Annotated in this window: 13 protein-coding genes; 9 read left to right on the top strand and 4 right to left on the bottom strand. The window is 61.1% G+C overall.

The features are described from left to right. Positions 1-4 precede the first annotated feature (4 nt). The 3 genes from BW686_RS09100 to BW686_RS09090 are packed head-to-tail and all read left to right on the top strand — an operon-like array spanning position 5 to position 3,064. A complete protein-coding gene (locus tag BW686_RS09100; RefSeq protein WP_179149227.1) occupies positions 5-1,309 on the top strand; it encodes an ABC transporter ATP-binding protein in 1,305 nt (434 codons plus the stop codon). 49 nt (positions 1,310-1,358) lie between these two features. Next, positions 1,359-2,426 (top strand): sensor histidine kinase, encoded by a 1,068-nt coding sequence (locus BW686_RS09095; RefSeq protein WP_084916161.1) that lies wholly within the window; start codon positions 1,359-1,361, stop codon positions 2,424-2,426. Then, positions 2,426-3,064 (top strand): response regulator transcription factor, encoded by a 639-nt coding sequence (locus BW686_RS09090; protein ID WP_084916000.1) that lies wholly within the window; start codon positions 2,426-2,428, stop codon positions 3,062-3,064. The genes BW686_RS09095 and BW686_RS09090 overlap by 1 nt, the downstream gene beginning before the upstream one ends. A gap of 55 nt (positions 3,065-3,119) precedes the next feature. On the opposite strand, the gene BW686_RS09085 is transcribed toward BW686_RS09090, so the two are convergent. The 3 genes from BW686_RS09085 to BW686_RS09075 all read right to left on the bottom strand — a co-directional run bounded on the left by BW686_RS09085 (position 3,120) and on the right by BW686_RS09075 (position 8,311). Continuing rightward, positions 3,120-5,024 carry an acyltransferase family protein gene (locus BW686_RS09085; RefSeq protein WP_084915999.1) on the bottom strand — a complete coding sequence of 635 codons (1,905 nt, stop codon included), beginning with the start codon at positions 5,022-5,024 and terminating at the stop codon, positions 3,120-3,122. Positions 5,025-5,077: 53 nt separating this feature from the next. After that, positions 5,078-6,340 carry a hypothetical protein gene (locus BW686_RS09080; protein ID WP_084915998.1) on the bottom strand — a complete coding sequence of 421 codons (1,263 nt, stop codon included), beginning with the start codon at positions 6,338-6,340 and terminating at the stop codon, positions 5,078-5,080. A gap of 351 nt (positions 6,341-6,691) precedes the next feature. Next, positions 6,692-8,311, bottom strand: coding sequence for a glucan biosynthesis protein D (locus BW686_RS09075; protein ID WP_084915997.1), 1,620 nt, complete (start codon positions 8,309-8,311; stop codon positions 6,692-6,694). 573 nt (positions 8,312-8,884) lie between these two features. Between BW686_RS09075 and hflK (BW686_RS09070) the strand changes: the two genes are divergently transcribed. The 5 genes from hflK (BW686_RS09070) (at position 8,885) to cfaB (ending at position 16,320) form a co-directional block, all read left to right on the top strand. Further along, positions 8,885-10,831: a protease modulator HflK gene (gene hflK, locus BW686_RS09070; RefSeq protein ID WP_084915996.1), complete on the top strand. Its 1,947-nt coding sequence runs from the start codon at positions 8,885-8,887 to the stop codon at positions 10,829-10,831. Between the two features lie 11 nt (positions 10,832-10,842). Then, positions 10,843-11,880: a protease modulator HflC gene (gene hflC / locus BW686_RS09065; RefSeq protein WP_084915995.1), complete on the top strand. Its 1,038-nt coding sequence runs from the start codon at positions 10,843-10,845 to the stop codon at positions 11,878-11,880. Then, positions 11,877-12,935 (top strand): protease modulator HflK, encoded by a 1,059-nt coding sequence (hflK, locus tag BW686_RS09060; RefSeq protein ID WP_084915994.1) that lies wholly within the window; start codon positions 11,877-11,879, stop codon positions 12,933-12,935. Before hflC ends, hflK (BW686_RS09060) begins: the two co-directional genes overlap by 4 nt. Further along, positions 12,932-14,857 (top strand): heavy metal translocating P-type ATPase, encoded by a 1,926-nt coding sequence (locus BW686_RS09055; protein WP_084915993.1) that lies wholly within the window; start codon positions 12,932-12,934, stop codon positions 14,855-14,857. Before hflK (BW686_RS09060) ends, BW686_RS09055 begins: the two co-directional genes overlap by 4 nt. Positions 14,858-15,132: 275 nt before the next feature. Continuing rightward, entirely contained in the window at positions 15,133-16,320 is a 1,188-nt protein-coding gene (gene cfaB / locus BW686_RS09050) for a C17 cyclopropane fatty acid synthase CfaB (RefSeq protein WP_084915992.1), read from the top strand. An 84-nt stretch (positions 16,321-16,404) separates the two neighbouring features. On the opposite strand, the gene cls is transcribed toward cfaB, so the two are convergent. Further along, complete coding sequence (gene cls, locus BW686_RS09045) at positions 16,405-17,844, bottom strand: cardiolipin synthase (RefSeq protein ID WP_084915991.1); 1,440 nt, start codon at positions 17,842-17,844, stop codon at positions 16,405-16,407. Between the two features lie 169 nt (positions 17,845-18,013). Here cls and BW686_RS09040 point away from each other — a divergent pair, with 169 nt between their 5' ends. Then, positions 18,014-18,535 carry a DUF3617 domain-containing protein gene (locus BW686_RS09040; protein WP_024690214.1) on the top strand — a complete coding sequence of 174 codons (522 nt, stop codon included), beginning with the start codon at positions 18,014-18,016 and terminating at the stop codon, positions 18,533-18,535. The last annotated feature ends 185 nt before the right edge of the window (positions 18,536-18,720 follow it).

Here is an 18,720-nt window from a genome sequence, read left to right as displayed (position 1 = left end):
CGGCATCATGATGGCTGTCGAAACGCGTTGCCTGGTGGATGTTCAGAAAGTTCGACACGTGTATGGCACAGGCAGCAAAGAGCGCCTGGTGCTGGAAGACGTGACGCTGCAACTCAACGAGAACGAAATCGTCGGCCTGCTGGGCCGGTCAGGCTCGGGCAAGTCCACGCTGCTGCGCTCCATCGCCGGGCTGGTGGTGCCGACCGAGGGCGAAGTGAATTTTCCTCGTCGCTCGCAAGGGCGGGCGATGTCCGTGGGCATGGTGTTTCAGAGTTTCGCCCTGTTCCCGTGGCTGACGGTGCTGGAGAACGTCGAAGTCGGGCTTGAGGCGCAGCGCGTTCCGGCGGCCGTACGTCGCAAGCGCGCACTGGCGGCCATCGACCTGATCGGCCTTGACGGCTTCGAGAGCGCCTACCCCAAAGAACTTTCCGGGGGCATGCGCCAGCGAGTGGGCATGGCGCGTGCGCTGGTGATCGACCCTGACGTGCTGCTGATGGACGAGCCCTTTTCCGCGCTCGATGTGCTGACCGCTGAAACCCTGCGCACCGACCTGCTGGACATGTGGAGCGAAGGGCGCATGCCCATCAAGTCGATCCTGATGGTGACGCACAACATTGCCGAGGCCGTGTTGATGTGTGATCGCATCCTGCTGTTCTCCTCCAATCCGGGACGGGTGATCAGCGAGATCAAGGTCGACCTGCCGCAGCCGCGCAATCGCCAGGACCCGATCTTCCGGGCGCTGGTAGAAGAAATCTATGTGCTGATGACCCAGGACCACGATGCAGGCGAAATCCGTCAGGGCGTATTCCCCGGAACAGGCCTGGGCATGGTCTTGCCACAGGTCTCCACCAACGCGCTGGCCGGTTTGATCGAGGCGATTCATGCGCCGCCTTACAGCCTCAAAGCCGACCTGCCGGAGCTGGCCAGTGCGCTGCATTACAACGCCGACGAGCTGTTCCCGATTGCCGAGGTCCTGCAATTGTTGCGCTTTGCGGAACTGAAAGGGGGTGACATCCGCCTGTTGCCGGCGGCGAATCGCTATGCGTTGGCGGATGTGGATGAGCGCAAGCAGCTATTCGCCCAGCACTTGCTGAGCTTCGTGCCGCTGGTGGCGCATATTCGACGGGTGCTGGATGATCGTCCCACGCACACGGCGCCCGCACGGCGTTTCAGGGATCAACTGGAAGACTTCATGTCTGAAAGCGATGCCATGCAAACCCTGAACGCCGTGACGCAATGGGGCCGTTACGCCGAGCTGTTCGCCTACGACGAACTGGCCGATCAGTTCAGTCTGGATAACCCGTCGTAAGGTTTGTACGACATACTCTGCGGGCCTTTTGAAGAGCGAGATGGTGCAGATGGACGAGCCGGAATCCTGCAGCAAGGCTGCGATGGCAGTCAGGTGGATCGCGTTGCTGGCGCTGGCGCTGGTCATCGCGATTGCCGACACGTTGACCGATCTGGAAATCGCGGTGGGGGTGTTCCAGATCGCGGTGGTGCTGCTGGCCGTCAGGCTTTTGCCGGTCAGGGGCGTTATCGCTGTCGCGTCGGTGTGCATGGTGCTGACGGTGGTCAGTTACGAGATGACCACTTCCAGAGGCAGTGAAGCGTCCGGGCTGATCAATTGCATTATCAGCCTGGCCGCCATCGCCATCACGACCTGGCTGGCGCTGCGCATGGCGCGGGCGATCCGAACCGTGCATGAAGCGCGCTCGCAACTGGCCCGGATCGCACGGGTCAACCAGTTGGGCGAGCTTACGGCGTCTATCGCCCATGAGGTCAATCAACCGCTGTCCGCCATCGTCATCAGCGGCAATGCCTGCCAACGCTGGCTGGCCGCCGACCCTGTGAATCTGGACAAGGCACGGCAGGCCGTCGAGCGCATGATGAGTGATGCGAACCGCGCCGGCGATATCATCGTGCGTGTTCGCGCTCTGGCGAAGCGCTCCTCGACCCACAAAGAGTGGATCAGCGTGGCTGACACGGTGGCTGAAATCGTGGCGCTGGCGCACAGCGAGATAGACGGGCAGGGCGTGGCGCTGACGGTGGACGTTCCGGAAGGCCTGCCGCCGCTGCTCGCGGACCGGGTACAGATCCAGCAAGTGCTGCTGAACCTGATGCTCAACGGTGTGGATGCGATGAAGAAAGTCGAGCCGGATCAGGCGCAACTGGAGGTTCGGGTCGACTGGCGTGAGGGCGGCGATATCGGGTTTGCGGTGCGCGATAACGGCATCGGTGTACAGCCGGAACATGTTCACCAGCTTTTCGATGCGTTCTACACCACCAAGGACGAGGGCATGGGGATTGGTCTGGCGATCAGCCGGTCGATCATCGAATCTCACGGCGGACGCATCTGGGTCACACCCAACCCGTCAATGGGTGCTACGTTTCATTTCACGCTGCCCACCGGAAAGATGGAAACCTGATGAAGACACACACCGCAGAGCCGCAGGCCGAAGAGCCGATCATCTACGTGATTGATGATGATCTGTCGGTCCGTTCTTCACTGGAAGACCTGTTGGCCTCGGTCGGGTTGCGCAGCCTGCTGTTCGGCTCGACCCGGGAGTTTCTGGACGCTTCTCGCCCTGATGCGCCGGGTTGCCTGATTCTGGACATCCGCATGCCGGGCATGAGCGGCCTGGACTTTCAGGAACATATGGCCCGGTCAGGCATTTTTCTGCCGGTCATTTTCATCACCGGGCACGGCGACATCCCCATGTCGGTAAGGGCGATGAAAGCCGGCGCCGTGGAGTTTCTGACCAAACCTTTCCGTGAGCAGGATCTGCTGGATGCCATTCAGCAAGGGCTGGCTCAGGATCGCAACCGTCGTCAGAACGCCGCCGTCGAGAGTGAATTACAGCGCCGTTACGCCAGCCTCAATCAGGGCGAGCAGCAGGTGATGGACCTGGTGGTCAGCGGTCTGCTGAACAAACAGATTGCCGCTCGACTGAACGTGAGTGAAATCACCGTCAAGGTCCGACGCGGCTCGGTCATGCGCAAGATGGAAGCCGACTCGCTGGCCGATCTGGTCAAGTTCGCCGAGCGGCTTAAAGAGCTTCATTGATCAACTGCGTGCCGACACCGCTCTTTCCGTATGCTCCCGTTGGTAAAGCCCTGCGTCAAAACTTTACGCCGCGCGGTGTGTTCGACTCATTCACCCACTGCGGCAGCACATAGTTGCGTACGACATACAGCGAACCCTCTTCGCTCAGGTGCCCTGAATCGATCTGCAGCAGTGATTGGCTGTCTGCCAGGCGCACCCGACAGGCATCGGCGATGCACAGTTTGTCGATCAGCGACACGTACTGGATACCGGCCGACGCCGCCAGTTCGCGGGCGACCTGATCGGTTGTCATGAGGCTGCGGTCCAGCGCCGGGTCGCTGATGTGCGACCCGGTCAATCCCCAATGGCGGTTGGCGATCACGCTGGGCAATGACGGGTTCCACTGCGGCACCGGGCCGATCAGCACGATATGTCTGACGCCAAAGCCTTTGAGGCGGAGCGCGATCCGCTGCCAGTCAGTCTTGTCGTGCCCGTCCTTCTGCGCGATGACGACAATGTCGGGGCGCAATCGCTCAATGCCTTGCAGTGCGATCCTGTTGGAGTAGTCACAGGTTTTGCTGACCGCCGACGCCCGTCCTTCATGATCGCTGAGGCCGGGACGGCAACTGGCAGAGGCCACCTGATAGAACGGCGTGCCGCTGGCCAGCCCTGTGCGCAGGCCGAGCGACAGCGCCTGCGCGTGGGAGTCACCCCACAGGAACACACCGCCAACACCCCGCTGACGGGTGCAGGTCTCGTCAATGCCGGTCTGCCCGCGCTGGGTCATGGCGGAAAACGCATCACACTTCAGCCAATAGGGTTCGTACAGGTTGTGCTGGCGATCAACGTACTCCTGAATGAAATGCGCTTTGTCCGAAACGCTGATCGGACGCAGTGGCGACACCACGCCACGGCTCGTGCCTATCCAGGTTCCACTCACGAACACCAGAGCGATCAACGTGGCAAATCTCCAGCTACCCGCGCGCGTACGCGTACACATAGGTTGCTCGATCAGTCGCCACGAGATCAGACCCAGTGTCAGCGCCACCACCATGCCCGCCAGCACGTTATGCATCTCTCCCAGCCAGCCGGCATAACTCATCCACACCACCACCGGCCAGTGCCAGAGGTACAGCGAATACGACAGCTTGCCGAGCCACTGCGACAGCGGGTTGCCGGTCAGCAGCGAGTCGTTGCGTGCGGCGGTGATCACCGCGAAAGTCCCCAGCACCGGTAACAGCACCAGATACCCCGGCCACGTGTCCTGCACCGACAGCAGAAAAAAACCGGCCACGATCATCGCCAGCCCGGTATTTTCCAGCACGCGCTGCTGTAACGGCCTGAGTTGCAACGGGAACAGGCACGCCACGCCGCCCGCCAGCAATTCCCATGCGCGTGCCGGCAGCAGATAAAACGCGGCCTCCGGCACCTGCGACGAGGCAACGACGCACAGCACACACCCCGTCAGGCATCCGCCCAGCACCCACCAGCGCAGGTTATGCAGCGCGATAAAGCGGCTGAGGATCAACAGCGAAATCGGGTACAGCAGGTAAAACTGCCATTCGACCGACAGCGACCACGTGTGCAACAGCCATTTTTCATGGGCGCTGGCGGTGAAGTAACCGGCTTCGCGCCAGTAAACGATATTGGAAACGAACCCCAGGCTGCTGGCCACATGGGTGCCCAACGCGCTGTAGTCCAGCGGCAGCAGGTAAAACCAGCCCAGCAGCAAAAGGCTGAAACACAGCGCCGCGAGTGCCGGAACGATGCGTCTGGCCCTGGAGCCGTAAAACGTCGCCAGTCTGAACTGGCCACTCCTCAAACCGCGCATGATGATCCCGGTGATCAGGTACCCCGAAATCACGAAGAACACGTCCACACCCGCGAAACCGCCGGGCAGCCAGGCGGGGTGGAAGTGGAACAGCAATACGGCAATCACCGCGATGGCGCGCAGTCCGTTGATGTCTTTTCTGAAGTCCATGAGAGCGCCGGTTGTCGGAGAAACGATGGGAGAAGGGCGGATGTCCGATGCTGCTAGACCACGTGGCCTGAAACGGGCTTTCGGGCGGTCATCGCATAGCCGATGGCCAGGCCGGCAAACAGGTTCGCGACCGCGACCTCGAACATGTCGGTGGTCCAGCTGATCAGGCACCAGCAAAAAACGACTGTCAGCAGCATTCGACCGGTGCGGGTCGGGTCATCGATCAATGTGAACAGCAGCAGAATCTGCAGCGCATACAGCAGCAGCCCAAGCACGCCCAGCATCGCCCACAGGTACAGGGCAGAGCTGTCCATACCGAGCAATACGTCGGCACCCTCAACCGGGAATATTCCCATGGTGCTGCCGACCATTCCGAAGCCTGCGCCTGTGATCATCCAGCCTTCCCGGCGCATGGCGTTGATCAAATTGGGCCAGGTGTTGATCTGCCGGTCATACAGCGAGGCCATCGAGCCGCCGTTACTGATCGCGTACGCATCAAGGTTGGAAACCTGCCCCCACATCGGCAGCAACAAGCCGACAAACACCACCACCACGCTGATAATCCGACAGGTCCAGCTCATCCGCCTGAGCCACAGCAGGCCGATGGTTGCGGCAAAGGCAGCGGCGGGCGCTTTGCTGGTGGTCAGCACGATGGCGTAAAGCGCCACGGCAACTGACAACGTGATGAGCAGGCGTGAACGCAGGAACATGAACAGGTACAACGTGTAAAAGGCGATCATGATCGACAGCACATTGGACACGCGGGCAAAACCGGCGATGCGGTCCGATTCGTCGGCGCTCCATGTGGTATTGGCGCTCAATTCGGTTCCACCCATGTTGTAGCTGTAACCCTTCCACGGCACCGAGATGAACGTGTCCAGCGCAATCCCCAGCAATGACGCCAGCAGGCAGAACACGATGGCCTGGCACAACAGCGTTCGGCGATGCAGCAGGTGTTTCCCGCAAACAAGGCCAAACAGCAACGGGCTCAAAGCGAACAGGCTGAACGCCAGGTTTTGGACACTGGCGCGATGAAGCATGGCCAGCAGGCCGGAAATCAGCCACAGGATCACGAATGTCCAGAACAGCGGCCCGGCCTTGAACGTGCGCAACTCAAGCACGGCCAGCAGAATGCAGGCCACCTTGGGCAGGTAGAGCAGAGGGCCTATGCCTGCCTGATCGAAATAAAAGCGCAAGGCCCCGGAAAAGGTCTCGACCAGAATCAGGCTGATCGCGACCCACACCACGACCGTCGACGTGTCGATGGACAGGATGGAAGGGCCGGCATCGGCACTGCGCGCGGGGTTGAACGCCATGAGGGTTGCCTTCTGAAACGCATCGGGGGGAATTGCGCGGACAAAGCTACCGCCCGACGCGAAAACGGGCGCGTCGATTCAGTGAGGCTTTAGGAGGTGAAGACAGGTCTGGAGCGAATGCTCGCAACGGCATGACAGGGTGTATATCAGTCGTTGTCAGGCGAACTGTCAATTAATGAGTCGAGATTGTTTGGAGTATCCAGCAGACACGCCCGGGCCGCTAACGCGCCCTTTGGGCAGAAGCCCTGGTTATGGGCTTCTCGAGGCTTGCGTACAGCGATGAGCGCAGAGCGTGGGAACGAGCGTCCGACGCTCGGACATCTCTCGACCCACGCTCCAGATTTCATCCCGTCACGGGTACTTGCGCTTGTCTGGCGCTGGCGGGAAGTACTGGTACAGCCAGGTCTCGCTCAGCGTGCGGTCCGCCGTACGGATGAACATGCGCATTTCAACCGGCTCGACCGAGTCGCTGTCCGGCACCCAGTCAAAGGTGATGCGATAACCCTTGATGTCCGGCAGCACAAGGATATTGAAGTCCTGCACCTTGCCGTGGGTGACGGTGACGATAGGCTCGATGCCCGTGCCTTCCGGCAGACGATCCAGACCGCCGCCGTTGAAGTCCACCGCAAAGCGGCGCGCCCAGGTTTTCGGGTAGTGCTCGCCCGGTGCCCAGCCTTCCAGGAAACCGCCCATGCCCGAACGCGTGGCGTGGACCTGAGCCAATGGCGTACTGACCGGTGGCAGCGGGCTCCAGAACAGCTTGTAGCCGTAGTTCATCGAGTCACCGGCCTTGACCGGTGTCTTTGGCGTCCAGAACACCACGATGTTATCCATCGTCTCGCCGGTGGTCGGCAGTTCCAGCAGGCTGACTTCGCCTTCGCCCCACGACGTAATGGGTTCGACCCACAGGCTTGGGCGTCGGCTGTACCAGACCACGGTGTCCTGATAGCTGGAGAACTCGTGGTCGCTCTGCACCAGGCCGAAGCCTTTCGGGTCCTTGTCGGAGAACGCGCTGAATTGCGGTTTGACCGGGTTGTTCAACGGACGGCAGATCCACTCGCCGTTGCCGCGCCACATGGACAGGCGATCCGAGTCATGAATCTGCGGGTGAATGGTGTCGCACATGCGGCGCTCGTGAGTGCCGCAGCTAAACATGCTGGTCATCGGCGAGATGCCCAGTTGCTGGATATCGGTACGGGCGTTGACGTGCGCGTCGATTTCCATGACCACCTGGCCGGCCTGGCAGTCGATGTCGAAACGGTAGGCGCCGGTCGCGCTGGGTGAGTCGAGCAGCGCGTACACCACGAAGCGGGTCGCGTTCTTGTCCGGCGTTTCAAACCAGAACTTGGTGAAGTCGGGAAACTCTTCCTGACGCTTGGCGTAACTGTCGATCGCCAGACCACGGGCCGACAACCCGTACTGCTTGTTGCTGTCCACAGCCCGGAAATAGCTGGCGCCGAGGAACGAGACGACGTCATTGATGGCGATTTCAGGCGCCTTGAACAGCTTGAAGCCGGCAAAGCCCAGGTCGCCCTTGACCAGGTTCTTGTCGATGCCGCTGCTTTCGTAATTGAACAGGTCATGACGGAAATGCACTTCCCGCGCCTGCTTGTTTTTCGGGTCGACGCTGTACATCCGCACCGGGGTCTTGAAACCCATGCCGACGTGGAAGAAATGCACGTCCAGCTGGCCGTTGACGTCTTTCCACAGCGAATGGTTCGGGTCGTAGCGAATGGCATTGAATTGCAGCGGCGTCATGTTTGCCAGCACAGGTGGCAACACTTGCTTGTTGCTCACATAGCCTTTACTCGCGAGCTTCTTGGCATGGGCTTGCAACTCTGCAAAATCGAAATGCTCGATCTCGCCATCGGCCGCTGCAGCCAGTGCTCGAGCAGCGAAAAGCCCTGAAGCCGACACGCTGCTGTAAGCGGCCAACGCCATGGACGCTTTCAGGAGATTTCTGCGATTCATAAGGGTGAAGCCTCTGAGTAATTCTGTGCGTCCTGCACAAAAAATGGCGCGCCAACGACTCCTTGCCGAACGCAAACTACCCACAACAGATAACAAAGACGAGATCCGGTTCGGAAATCGGCCGAAAAAAAATGCCTTTCACGCGCAATGATTACGGCGCAACGCTGCAAAAAAGGGCGAATTTCAGGCAGTTGGCGGCTGGCCGGATTCGTCCATCGCCGCGCCGCTCAAGGCTTCCAGACGAGCCGGGGGCGAATGGCTGATTGAGGCGGAATCTCCTACGGGCATCGAGAATTAATTCCGCTACGCAATATTCAGCAACCATTTTGCTGGCGTTCGTGCCGAGGGAGTTTGTCCGTTTTCGGGTTTATTCGGGTGCCGATGCACAATTGCGGCCCGAGCGTCCGCTTACAGCAGGCTGCGTTATTACCGCTATATTGCATTCGTTCAGCGAATAGTCCTGACGAAAGTTTCACTCTGCGTGTTATATCGTAACGCTATGATGCGCTGGCGTTCTCATGCCAAAGCAGGGCTCTGTCACAGGGTAATAATCAGTGGGTTCCGGGGTAGTTGATGCGGGTTGATCTGGATGAGCATGCAGGCCTGGAAGGCCTGCCGCGTTTTCAAATGGCGATGCAGCAGGTCAAACGCCTTGGGCGGTTGATGTACCTGACCGGTGGCGCAGGCGCCTTCGGGCTGTTGCTGGCGCTGTCCATCGATCTGTTTTCTCCTGGCTCCCTGTGGATGGCCGTGTTGGGCAATGCGGCGGCCGCGCTGCTGTTGCTGACCGCAGCGTTGCAGTCGGCCAGGCACGTGGCCATGTGGCGGGCGCGTGCGTTGAGCGCATTCGTCAACGGTGAACCGGCTGAGGCCGCGCAGCTTCCTGATGAAGGCGGCTGGTACGAGCGCCTGCTGACCCGGCTGAGCGATTCGGGTGAGGCGCTGATCAGGCACATCGGCTCATCGACGCTGTGGCTTGCGGGCTGGGCGGTGCTGGCATTGATCGTCATTCGTGCCTTCTGGAACCTGGTGCTGCTCGGCACGGAGCTCTCGGCGATGAGCAGCCTGGCGGGTAGCGTGATGTTGCTGCTGGCGTTCGGACTGCTGGTCATCGAGCGGCAATTGAGTAGCGAGCCGGCGGGCCAGTCGCCGGAAGCCGGACCGCTGGCGCAACTGTTCCGCATGACCATTGCCGTGATGTTGATCGGCGCGCTGTGTCTGTTCTTCGCCAGCGCCGACAGAGTCTGGCCTGTGCGACTGGCCGTTCTGACCGGCCTGCTGCCTATGGGCGTCGCACTCGAGTTCCTGTTGCGTGCGGCCTTGTCGGTCTTCAGCCCGCGTAATCCTCGTATCGAGCCGCGTCTGCTGGCCAGCAGTTTTATCGCTGACCTGTTGCGCTGGCCGCCACGTCCGCTCATGGCCTTGCAGCACGAACTGCACAATCGCTTTGGCATTGATCTGCGTCAGATCTGGGCCTTTACCTACATGCGCCGCGCCTTTTTGCCGGTGCTGGCTGTCGTGGCCGCATTGGGCTGGGCGTTGAGCGGGGTGCATGAAATACCGATGCAGGGGCGAGGCATCTATGAGCGCTTCGGCAAGCCGGTCGAGGTCTTCGGGCCTGGGCTGCATGCAGGCCTGCCGTGGCCGTTCGGGCGTGTTCTGGCGGTGGAAAACGGCGTGATTCACGAGCTGGCGACCAGTGTCTCCGCAGCCGACGCTGCGGAGCAGATACTGGACCCGGCTGAAGGGCCGCCACCGAACAGCGCCAACCGTTTGTGGGATGCCAGCCATATCAACGAAAAATCCCAAGTCATTGCCAGCAGTGCCGGCGACAAGCAGAGCTTTCAGATCGTCAACATGGACGTGCGTTTCGTCTATCGCATCGGCCTGACGGACTCGGCAGCGATGGCCTCGACCTACAACAGCGCCGATATTCCAGCCCTGATTCGCAGCACGGCCAGTCGGGTTCTTGTGCATGACTTTGCATCGCGCACGCTCGATGAACTGCTCGGCGAGCAGCGCAGCGGCTTGGCCGATGACATTGGCAAGGCCGTGCAGGCTGACTTGAAGCGTCTGGACAGCGGCGTCGAGCTGCTCGCCACGGTGGTCGAGGCGATTCACCCGCCAGCCGGCGCAGCCAATGCTTATCACGGCGTGCAGGCTGCGCAGATCGGCGCGCAGGCGTTGATAGCCCGCGAGCGCGGAGCGGCCAGCGACAAGGCCAATCAGGCTCAGCTCAATGCCAGCGTCGCCCGCGATCAGGCCACAGCCGGTGCGCGTGAGGTGATGGCTACGGCGCAAGGCGCAGACCTGCGTTTCAGCGCCGAGCGCCAGGCCTACGCCAAGGCCGGGCAGGCCTTCCTGCTTGAGCAATACCTGGCGCAACTCACCGAAGGGCTGGGCAACGCCAAGCTGTTGATACTGGATCACCGTCTGGGCGGCGATAACGCGCCGACCATCGACCTGCGTTCTTTCACCCCACCGGCAGACCCAACGGCGCCGCGTAAAGCCGTTCAGTAAGGAGTCGTCCCTTGAGTCTGTTTCATCATCATCACGATCACAGCGACCACGAAGGCCACGACAGTCACGGGCATGGCGGTCATGGGCATCACCATCATCATCACGAAGCCGCCGGACCGGCGAGCTTCCCATGGCGACGGGCAAGTCTGGCCGCCGTGCTGATCGCCTTTGCCATCGCCGCCGCCAGCCTCGTACAGGTACGTTCGGGCGAGGCCACGGTGGTGACACGCTTCGGTAATCCGTCCCGCGTTCTGCTGGAGCCGGGCTTGAACTGGCGCTGGCCTGCGCCGTTCGAGGCGACCATCCCGGTGGATCTGCGCCTGCGCACCACGTCCAGTGGCTTGCAGGATGTCGGCACCCGCGACGGTCTGCGCATCATCGTTCAGGCCTATGTGGCGTGGCAGGTGCAGGGCGATGCGGCCAATGTGCAGCGCTTCATGCGCGCCGTGCAGAACCAGCCTGACGAGGCCGCCAGGCAGATCCGTACTTTTGTCGGCTCGGCGCTGGAGACCACGGCGAGCAGCTTCGACCTGTCCAGCCTGGTGAATACCGACGCCAGCAAAGTAAACATCACGGCTTTTGAAAACCAGCTGCGCCAGCAGATCGATCAGCAGCTGCTGGCGACCTACGGTGTGCGCGTGCTGCAAGTCGGCGTCGAGCGTCTGACCCTGCCGTCGGTGACCCTCAACGCCACGGTGGACCGCATGCGCGCCGAGCGAGAAACCATCGCCACCGAGCGCACAGCCGTGGGCAAGCGCGAGGCGGCGCAGATACGCTCGGCGGCTGAGCGCGATGCGCGCATCGTTGAAGCGGATGCCACGGTCAAGGCCGCCGATATCGAGGCGCAATCACGCGTCGAGGCCGCGCAGATTTATGGCCGTGCTTACGCCGGTTCGCCACAGTTGTATAACCTGCTGCGCTCGCTGGACACACTCGGCACCATCGTCACGCCGGGCACTCGCCTGATTCTGCGGACCGACGCCGCGCCGTTCCGCGTGCTGGTCGACGGCCCGCCGACGCTGGACGGCAAGAGCGGAACACAGCCATGAGCGAGCCAGTGGCGCAACGGCCGACGGTGAATAGCCCGTGGTTGCAGGCCAGTCGTCTGGCGTTTATCGGGTTGTACGGCGTGACCTTGCTGGCGGCGCTTGGCTGGGTGACGTCAAACGTACGAGAAATCGATCCGCAAAACCGTGCAGTGGTCATGCGTTTCGGTGCGCTTGAGCGGGTGCAGAACGCCGGCCTGCTGACCGCCTGGCCGCAACCGTTTGAACAGGTGGTGTTGCTGCCCTCGGCTGACCGCGTGATCGAGCGTCGGGTGGAAACCTTGCTGCGCTCGCCTGCTGCGTTGAAAGCAGATGAGATTGCGACCCTGTCGGCTCCGATGAGCGATGCACTGGCGGGGTCGGGTTTTCTGTTGACCGGCGATGCGGGCGTCGTGCAACTGGATGTAACCGTGTTCTACAAAGTGACTGACCCAAGGGCCTTTGTCTTGCAGGGCGATCACGTGCTGCCCGCGCTGGACCGACTGGTCAATCGCAGCGCCGTGTCGCTGACTGCCGCGCGGGACCTGGACACCATTCTGGTGGCCCGGCCCGAGCTGATCAGCGCTGACAGTCAGGCCGCCGAACGCCGTGAACGGCTGCGCGGCGATCTGGTTCGCGGTATCAATCAGCGCCTGGCGGAACTCGATGCAACCGGCATGGGCATCGGCCTTGAGGTCGCACGGGTCGACGTGCAGTCGAGCCTGCCGACCTCGGCGGTCAACGCATTCAATGCCGTGTTGACGGCCAGTCAGCAGGCGGATCAGGCCGTGGCCAACGCCCGCACTGACGCCGAAAAACTGACCCAGACGGCCAATCAGCAAGCGGATCGAACCCTGCAAGTGGCTCACGCTCAGGCGTCGGAGCGGCTGGCCAAGGCTCAGGCCGACACGGCCACCGTAGTCAGTTTGTCGGAGTCGGCCCAGAACCGCAGCGACCCGGGCCTGATGCAGCGCCTGTACCGAGAACGCGTGCCGGGCATTCTGCGCCAGGCCGGTTCGGTCACCACCGTCGATCCCAAAGACGATTCCCGCCTGATCATTCAGGGAGCACCGCAATGAGTGGCGAAGCCGTTCACACCCATGACGCCGCCAGACCCGAGGCGGCTGTCAGCCTGTTGAGCAACGCGGAGCAGCGCAGCGCAGCCCGGCAACTGACCCTGGCGATGTTGGCGTTGGGGTTGTTGGGGCTGGGTCTGATCTGGCGTTTCTTTTCCCCGGAACAGACCGGTGTTAGCCAGTTGCTGCTGGGCGCTGCGTCACTGCTGGTGGCAATTCCGGTGATCAGCGCCGGTTGGCACAGCCTGCGGCATCCGAGCCTGCACGGCATCACCGATCAACTCATCGCACTGGCAATGCTGGGCGCCTGGGCCACGGGCGATCTGATGACCGCTGCGTTGCTGCCCATCATCATGATCTTCGGGCATGTGCTGGAAGAACGCAGCGTGATCGGTTCTCAAGAGGCCATCGAAGCCTTGGGCCGCCTGACACGCAGCCAGGCTCGTTTACTGAGTGCAGATGGCAGCATTCGCGAGGTCGATAACGCCACGCTCAAGGCCGGCGATCAGGTTGAAGTCCGTGCGGGCGACCGGGTCCCGGCAGATGGTCGGGTGTTGTCCGGTCAGGCGAGCCTCGATACCTCTTCCATTACCGGAGAGTCGGTGCCGCTGGAAGCCAGCATCGGGGTCGAGGTGTTTGGTGGTGCGATCAACCTGGATGGCCTGCTGCGTATCGAAGTCACCCGCATCGGCGATCAGTCCACGCTGGGCAAGGTGATCGCGCTGATGCAGAGTGCCGAACGCTCCAAGCCGCCGATCACGCGTCTTCTGGAGCGCTACGCAGGCAGCTACATGGTGCTGGTATTGCTGATTGCGGCGCTGACATGGTTCATCACCCAGGACGCGCAGGCGATGCTTGCCGTGCTGGTAGCGGCGTGCCCGTGTGCGCTGGTGCTCTCGGCGCCGGCTACCGCCATCGCAGGCATTGCCGTGGCGGCGCGGCACGGGATTCTGATCCGTAGCTCGGCGTTTCTTGAAGAGCTGGCCGACCTGACGTCGCTGGTGGTGGACAAGACCGGCACCCTGACATTCGGTCGCCTGCGTTTGCAGTCGGTGCAGGCAGACGGCCCGGAGCATCCCCAATGGCTGGCGCTGGCGGCAAGCCTGGGTTCGGCCAGCAGTCACCCGGTCAGCCGGGCACTGGCCGGGCTTGTGGAGAGCCACCAATTGCTGCCATTGACCGATACCCGTGAGCGCCAGGGGTTGGGTGTCGTGGCGTTGACCGACCACGGTGAAGCTGCCTTGGGCCGACCGGAGCTTTTTGAACAGCTCGGTATAGCCACGCCTGCCGTGCCCGCACATGACGGCCCGTTGGCCGGGTTATCCCTGGACGGTGTTTTTCTGGCCTGGTTGCTGCTGGCCGACAGCGTCAAGCCGGAAGCGCAAGCCGCGCTGCTCGAGCTGCGTGAGTTGGGTCTGGGCCGACAATTGCTGCTGACCGGTGATCGGCAAAGCGTGGCCGATAATCTGGCTCGTGAAATCGGCATCGCCGACATTCAGGCGCAGGCGTTGCCGGAAGACAAACTCAACCGTGTCATGGGGGAAATCGCCAGTGGTTTCCGGCCTATGGTGGTGGGCGACGGCGTCAACGATTCGCTGGCCCTCAAGGCCGGTGTGGTGGGCGTTGCGATGGGGGCGGGCGGGGCGGACATCGCCTTGGCATCTGCCGACATCGTGCTGATTGGCAGTGACTTGCGTCGACTGGGCACGTGCGTGCGACTCAGCCGTCAGTGCCGTCAGACGTTGCAGGTCAACGTCATCATCGGGCTGGGCTGGACGCTGGCGATCGTCGCACTGGCTGCCTTCGGTCTGCTCGGCGCAGCGGGTGCGATGGTCGCAGCTATTCTGCACAATCTCAGCACGTTACTGGTGTTGGGTAATGCCGGGCGGTTGCTGCGCTTTCAAGAGCCATTGCTCAAGCTTTGAGCGTTTTAGGTGTTGCACCGGGGCTCAAGCCAGCGATCCTGATCCAGGTGGAAAATGGCTTGAGCTTTGAAGCGTTCTGTTACAGATTAAGCGCTACTTTTCAGTGTGTGATCCAAATTCTGGCTATTACCCGGCTCGAATCAGTGGGCACAGGGCTGTTCCCCCGAAGTCGATTCATCGCAGTTCTGCCGTCGCCAATAGCCTTTCTCGGCCCTCTAGCAGAGGGCTTTGCTGGATAACTCTTTATGAGTTTCTGGATAAGGGGGTGATTTTGAATGCTTACGCAACTTCCAACGGCCTTTCAGAACCTGCATTTACCGCTTCGGCTCAAGCTCTGGGACGGGCATCAGATGGACCTCGGCCCTGCGCCCAGCGTCACCATCATCATAAAAGACCCGCAACTGGTGGCCGACTTCACTCAGCCCAGCCTCGGTCTGCTGGGCAGCGCCTTTGTTGAAGGACGGCTGGAGCTGGAAGGCTCGATCAGCGAAGTCGTTCGCGTCTGCGATGAACTGACTCATGCGCTGGTAGAGGATGACGACAGCGCAGGTTCTCCTGAACGGGCCCGGCACGACAAAGACACCGACGCTGCGTCGATTGCCTACCATTACGATGTTTCCAACGACTTCTATCAGCTCTGGCTCGACCAAGAGATGGTCTATTCCTGTGCGTATTTCAAGACCGGCCGCGAGTCGCTGGAGCAGGCACAGCAGGACAAATTTCATCATCTATGCCGCAAGCTTCGCCTCAAGCCCGGCGACTACCTGCTGGACGTCGGCTGTGGCTGGGGCGGGCTGGCACGCTTTGCCGCCCGGCAATACGGCGTGAAGGTGTTCGGCATTACCCTCAGTCAGCAGCAACTGACGTTTGCCCGTGAAAGAGTGCGTGCCGAGGGGTTGCAGGACAAGGTTGACCTGCAACTGCTCGATTACCGCGACCTGCCGCAGGATGCGCGCTTCGACAAGGTTGTCAGTGTCGGCATGTTCGAACATGTCGGGCATGCCAACCTGCCGCTGTACACGCACTACCTGTTCGGCGCGGTGAAGGAGGGCGGACTGGTCATGAACCACGGGATTACAGCGCTGCACACCGACGGTCGTCCGGTGGGGCGCGGTGCCGGAGAATTTATTGATCGCTACGTCTTCCCCAACGGCGAACTGCCCCATCTGGCGATGATCAGCGCCCACCTCAGCGACGCCGGGCTGGAAGTGGTCGACATTGAGAGCCTGCGTCCGCACTACGCCAAAACGCTGGAACACTGGAGCGCCCGCCTTGAAGCCCGGCTCAGTGAAGCCGCCGCTATCGTTCCCGAACACACCTTGCGCATCTGGCGTCTGTACCTGGCAGGCTGTGCCTATGGTTTCGCCAAGGGCTGGATCAACCTGCATCAGATCCTGGCCGTGAAACCCTCCGCCGATGGCTCGACAGGGTTGCCATTGACGCGTGAGGATATTTATCGGTGATGCCTGATAGATGAAGCCGGCGACCTCTCTTTCCTTCGCACGAGCGAGAGAATCAGTCAGGGCTGAATATCACTCTCAGCGGTCTTACAAAATCGGTGAAATCAGCCGGGCCACGCGCATGCCCAGTTGATGCAGGCGTCGGGTTTCGTGGCTTTCCTGCAGGGAGATTTCTCGTGCTACGGCAAAGTCGGCGGTGAGCATGGCTTCGACCTGGCTGGAGAAGTCGCTGTCCACGGTCAGCAACATCAGCTCGAAGTTGAGCCGGAACGAGCGGTTGTCGAGGTTGGCGCTGCCGATTGCGGTGATCTCGTTGTCCACCAGCACCACCTTCTGGTGCAGAAACCCCGGGCCGTAGCGAAACACTCTTACGCCGGCGCGCACGGCATCGAATGCGTAGAGGCTGGAGGCGGCGTACACCACGTAATGGTCTGGACGCGACGGCAGCAGCAGTCGCACATCGACACCGCGCAGCACCGCCAGGGTCAGCGCCGCAGTAACTGCTTCGTCAGGGATGAAGTAAGGGCTGGTGATCCACACGCGCTCTTCAGCAGCGTGGATGGCTTCGACGAAGAACAGCGAGCAGGTTTCCTGGGCATCGGCCGGCCCGGTGGTCAGCAATTGGCAGAGCACACCGTCCTCCGGAAACTCGTCGGGCAGGCTCAGTGGCGGTAACTCGCGGGTTGCCCAGAACCAGTCTTCGGCGAAGGACTCTTGCAGGCAGGCAACCACCGGGCCGATGGCTTCCACATGTGTGTCCCGCCACGGCGCCAGCGGCGGTTTAAGGCCCATGTACTCGTCGCCGACGTTATGCCCGCCCATATAGCCCTTGAGGCCGTCGACGACCACGATCTTGCGGTGATTGCGGAAGTTGATCTGGAAGCGGTTGAGCCAGCCGCCTCGCGTGGCAAACGCCTTCACCTGCACGCCTCCGTTGCGCAGTTTCTCGATGTACGACCACGGCAATGCGTGGCTGCCGATACGGTCATAGAGCACGAAGATCGCTACCCCCTGAGCTGCTTTTTCAAGCAGCAGCGTTTGCAGCTCACGACCCAGCTTATCGTCGTGAATGATGAAGAACTGAACCAGAATCGTCTGCTTCGCCTCACGGATCGCCTGAAAAATCGCGCCGAACGTTTCGTCACCATTGATCAGCAGCCTGACCTTGTTGTTGGCCAGCGCTGGCATGTTCCCCAGTTTGGGCATCGCGCGCAGCGTGGCGTAGGCATCTGAGCGACGTGCCGCCACCGCTTCCTCGATCCAGGGCCGCCAGTTTAGGTTACCGATGGCCGCGCGCATCTCCTTGTTGGCTTCACGGCGCGCCTTGATATACGCGTCGAATGAGCTGCGGCCGAAGATCAGGTAAGGCAGCAAGGTAAAGTAGGGGATGAACAGCAGCGGCATCGCCCAGGCGATGGCGCCTTGCGAAGTGCGTACGGTCAACAAGGCATGAATGGCGGCGATTGTGCCCAACAGGTGTATGAAGCCGATGACATAACCGAAAAAGTACGGGTCGTGATAATCCATGTGGAACAATGCTCCTCGCCTTGAACGCCTAACAGACCACAGCTGGGCGGGAATGTCGCTATTTTATTACCGGTGCAACTGGGCGACGCTTGTGTCGTCTAAGCCTTATCTTTCGGCCGGATTGCTCCGGTCCTGTCTGTATTGCTTCTGCCTGATCAGGAATCTTGAAATGAACAAACGCATGTTGGCTTGGATGTTTTGCCTCGCGACTCCTTTGGCTCAGGCGCAGATGCTGCAGCCGGGCCTTTGGGAGCTGACCTCGAGCAATATGAAGGTGGATGGTCAGCAGTTGCCGGACATGCAGTTGATGCTCGGGCAGTTACAAAACCTGCCGCCGGAGCAGCGCGCCATGATGGAACAGATGATGAAAAAGCAGGGCGTCACGCTGGGCGGCAAAGGCGTACGGGCTTGCCTGACTCAGGCTCAGGTGCAGTCGGACGACATTCCGCTGACCGACCCGGCGTCGGGGTGTACGCAGAAAATCACCGCTCGCAATGGCAAGACCTGGAACTTCCAGTTCTCGTGCCCCAAAGCGCAGGGCACCGGGCAGGCACAATTCCTCAGCGACCGAGAGTTCACTACCAAAGTGGTCGGTACATTCAACGCAACCGGCCAGCAGCAGAACGGCAGCATGGACACCCGTGCGGTCTGGTTGGGGCCGCAGTGCGGTAACGTGGCGCCACGTACCTGATCAAATTCATGGAGTTATGTTCCACGTGGAACACTGAAGATGAAAACGATGAATTTTTGTCGTTTTCGACCTCGCGCTTCATGACGGAATCTTCATGAAGGGCCTCATCTTTCGTCTGTAACTGCATGTTATATTGTTACTATTGATGTGGATGAACCCTTCGTGAGCCGGGATGCTCGATTTGC

The sequence above is a fragment of the Pseudomonas syringae genome (genome assembly GCF_002157375.1).
Classification (GTDB): domain Bacteria; phylum Pseudomonadota; class Gammaproteobacteria; order Pseudomonadales; family Pseudomonadaceae; genus Aquipseudomonas; species Aquipseudomonas syringae_T.
The sequence above is the reverse complement of the archived record's forward strand: the minus strand, read 5'-3'. Positions and strand labels throughout refer to the sequence as shown.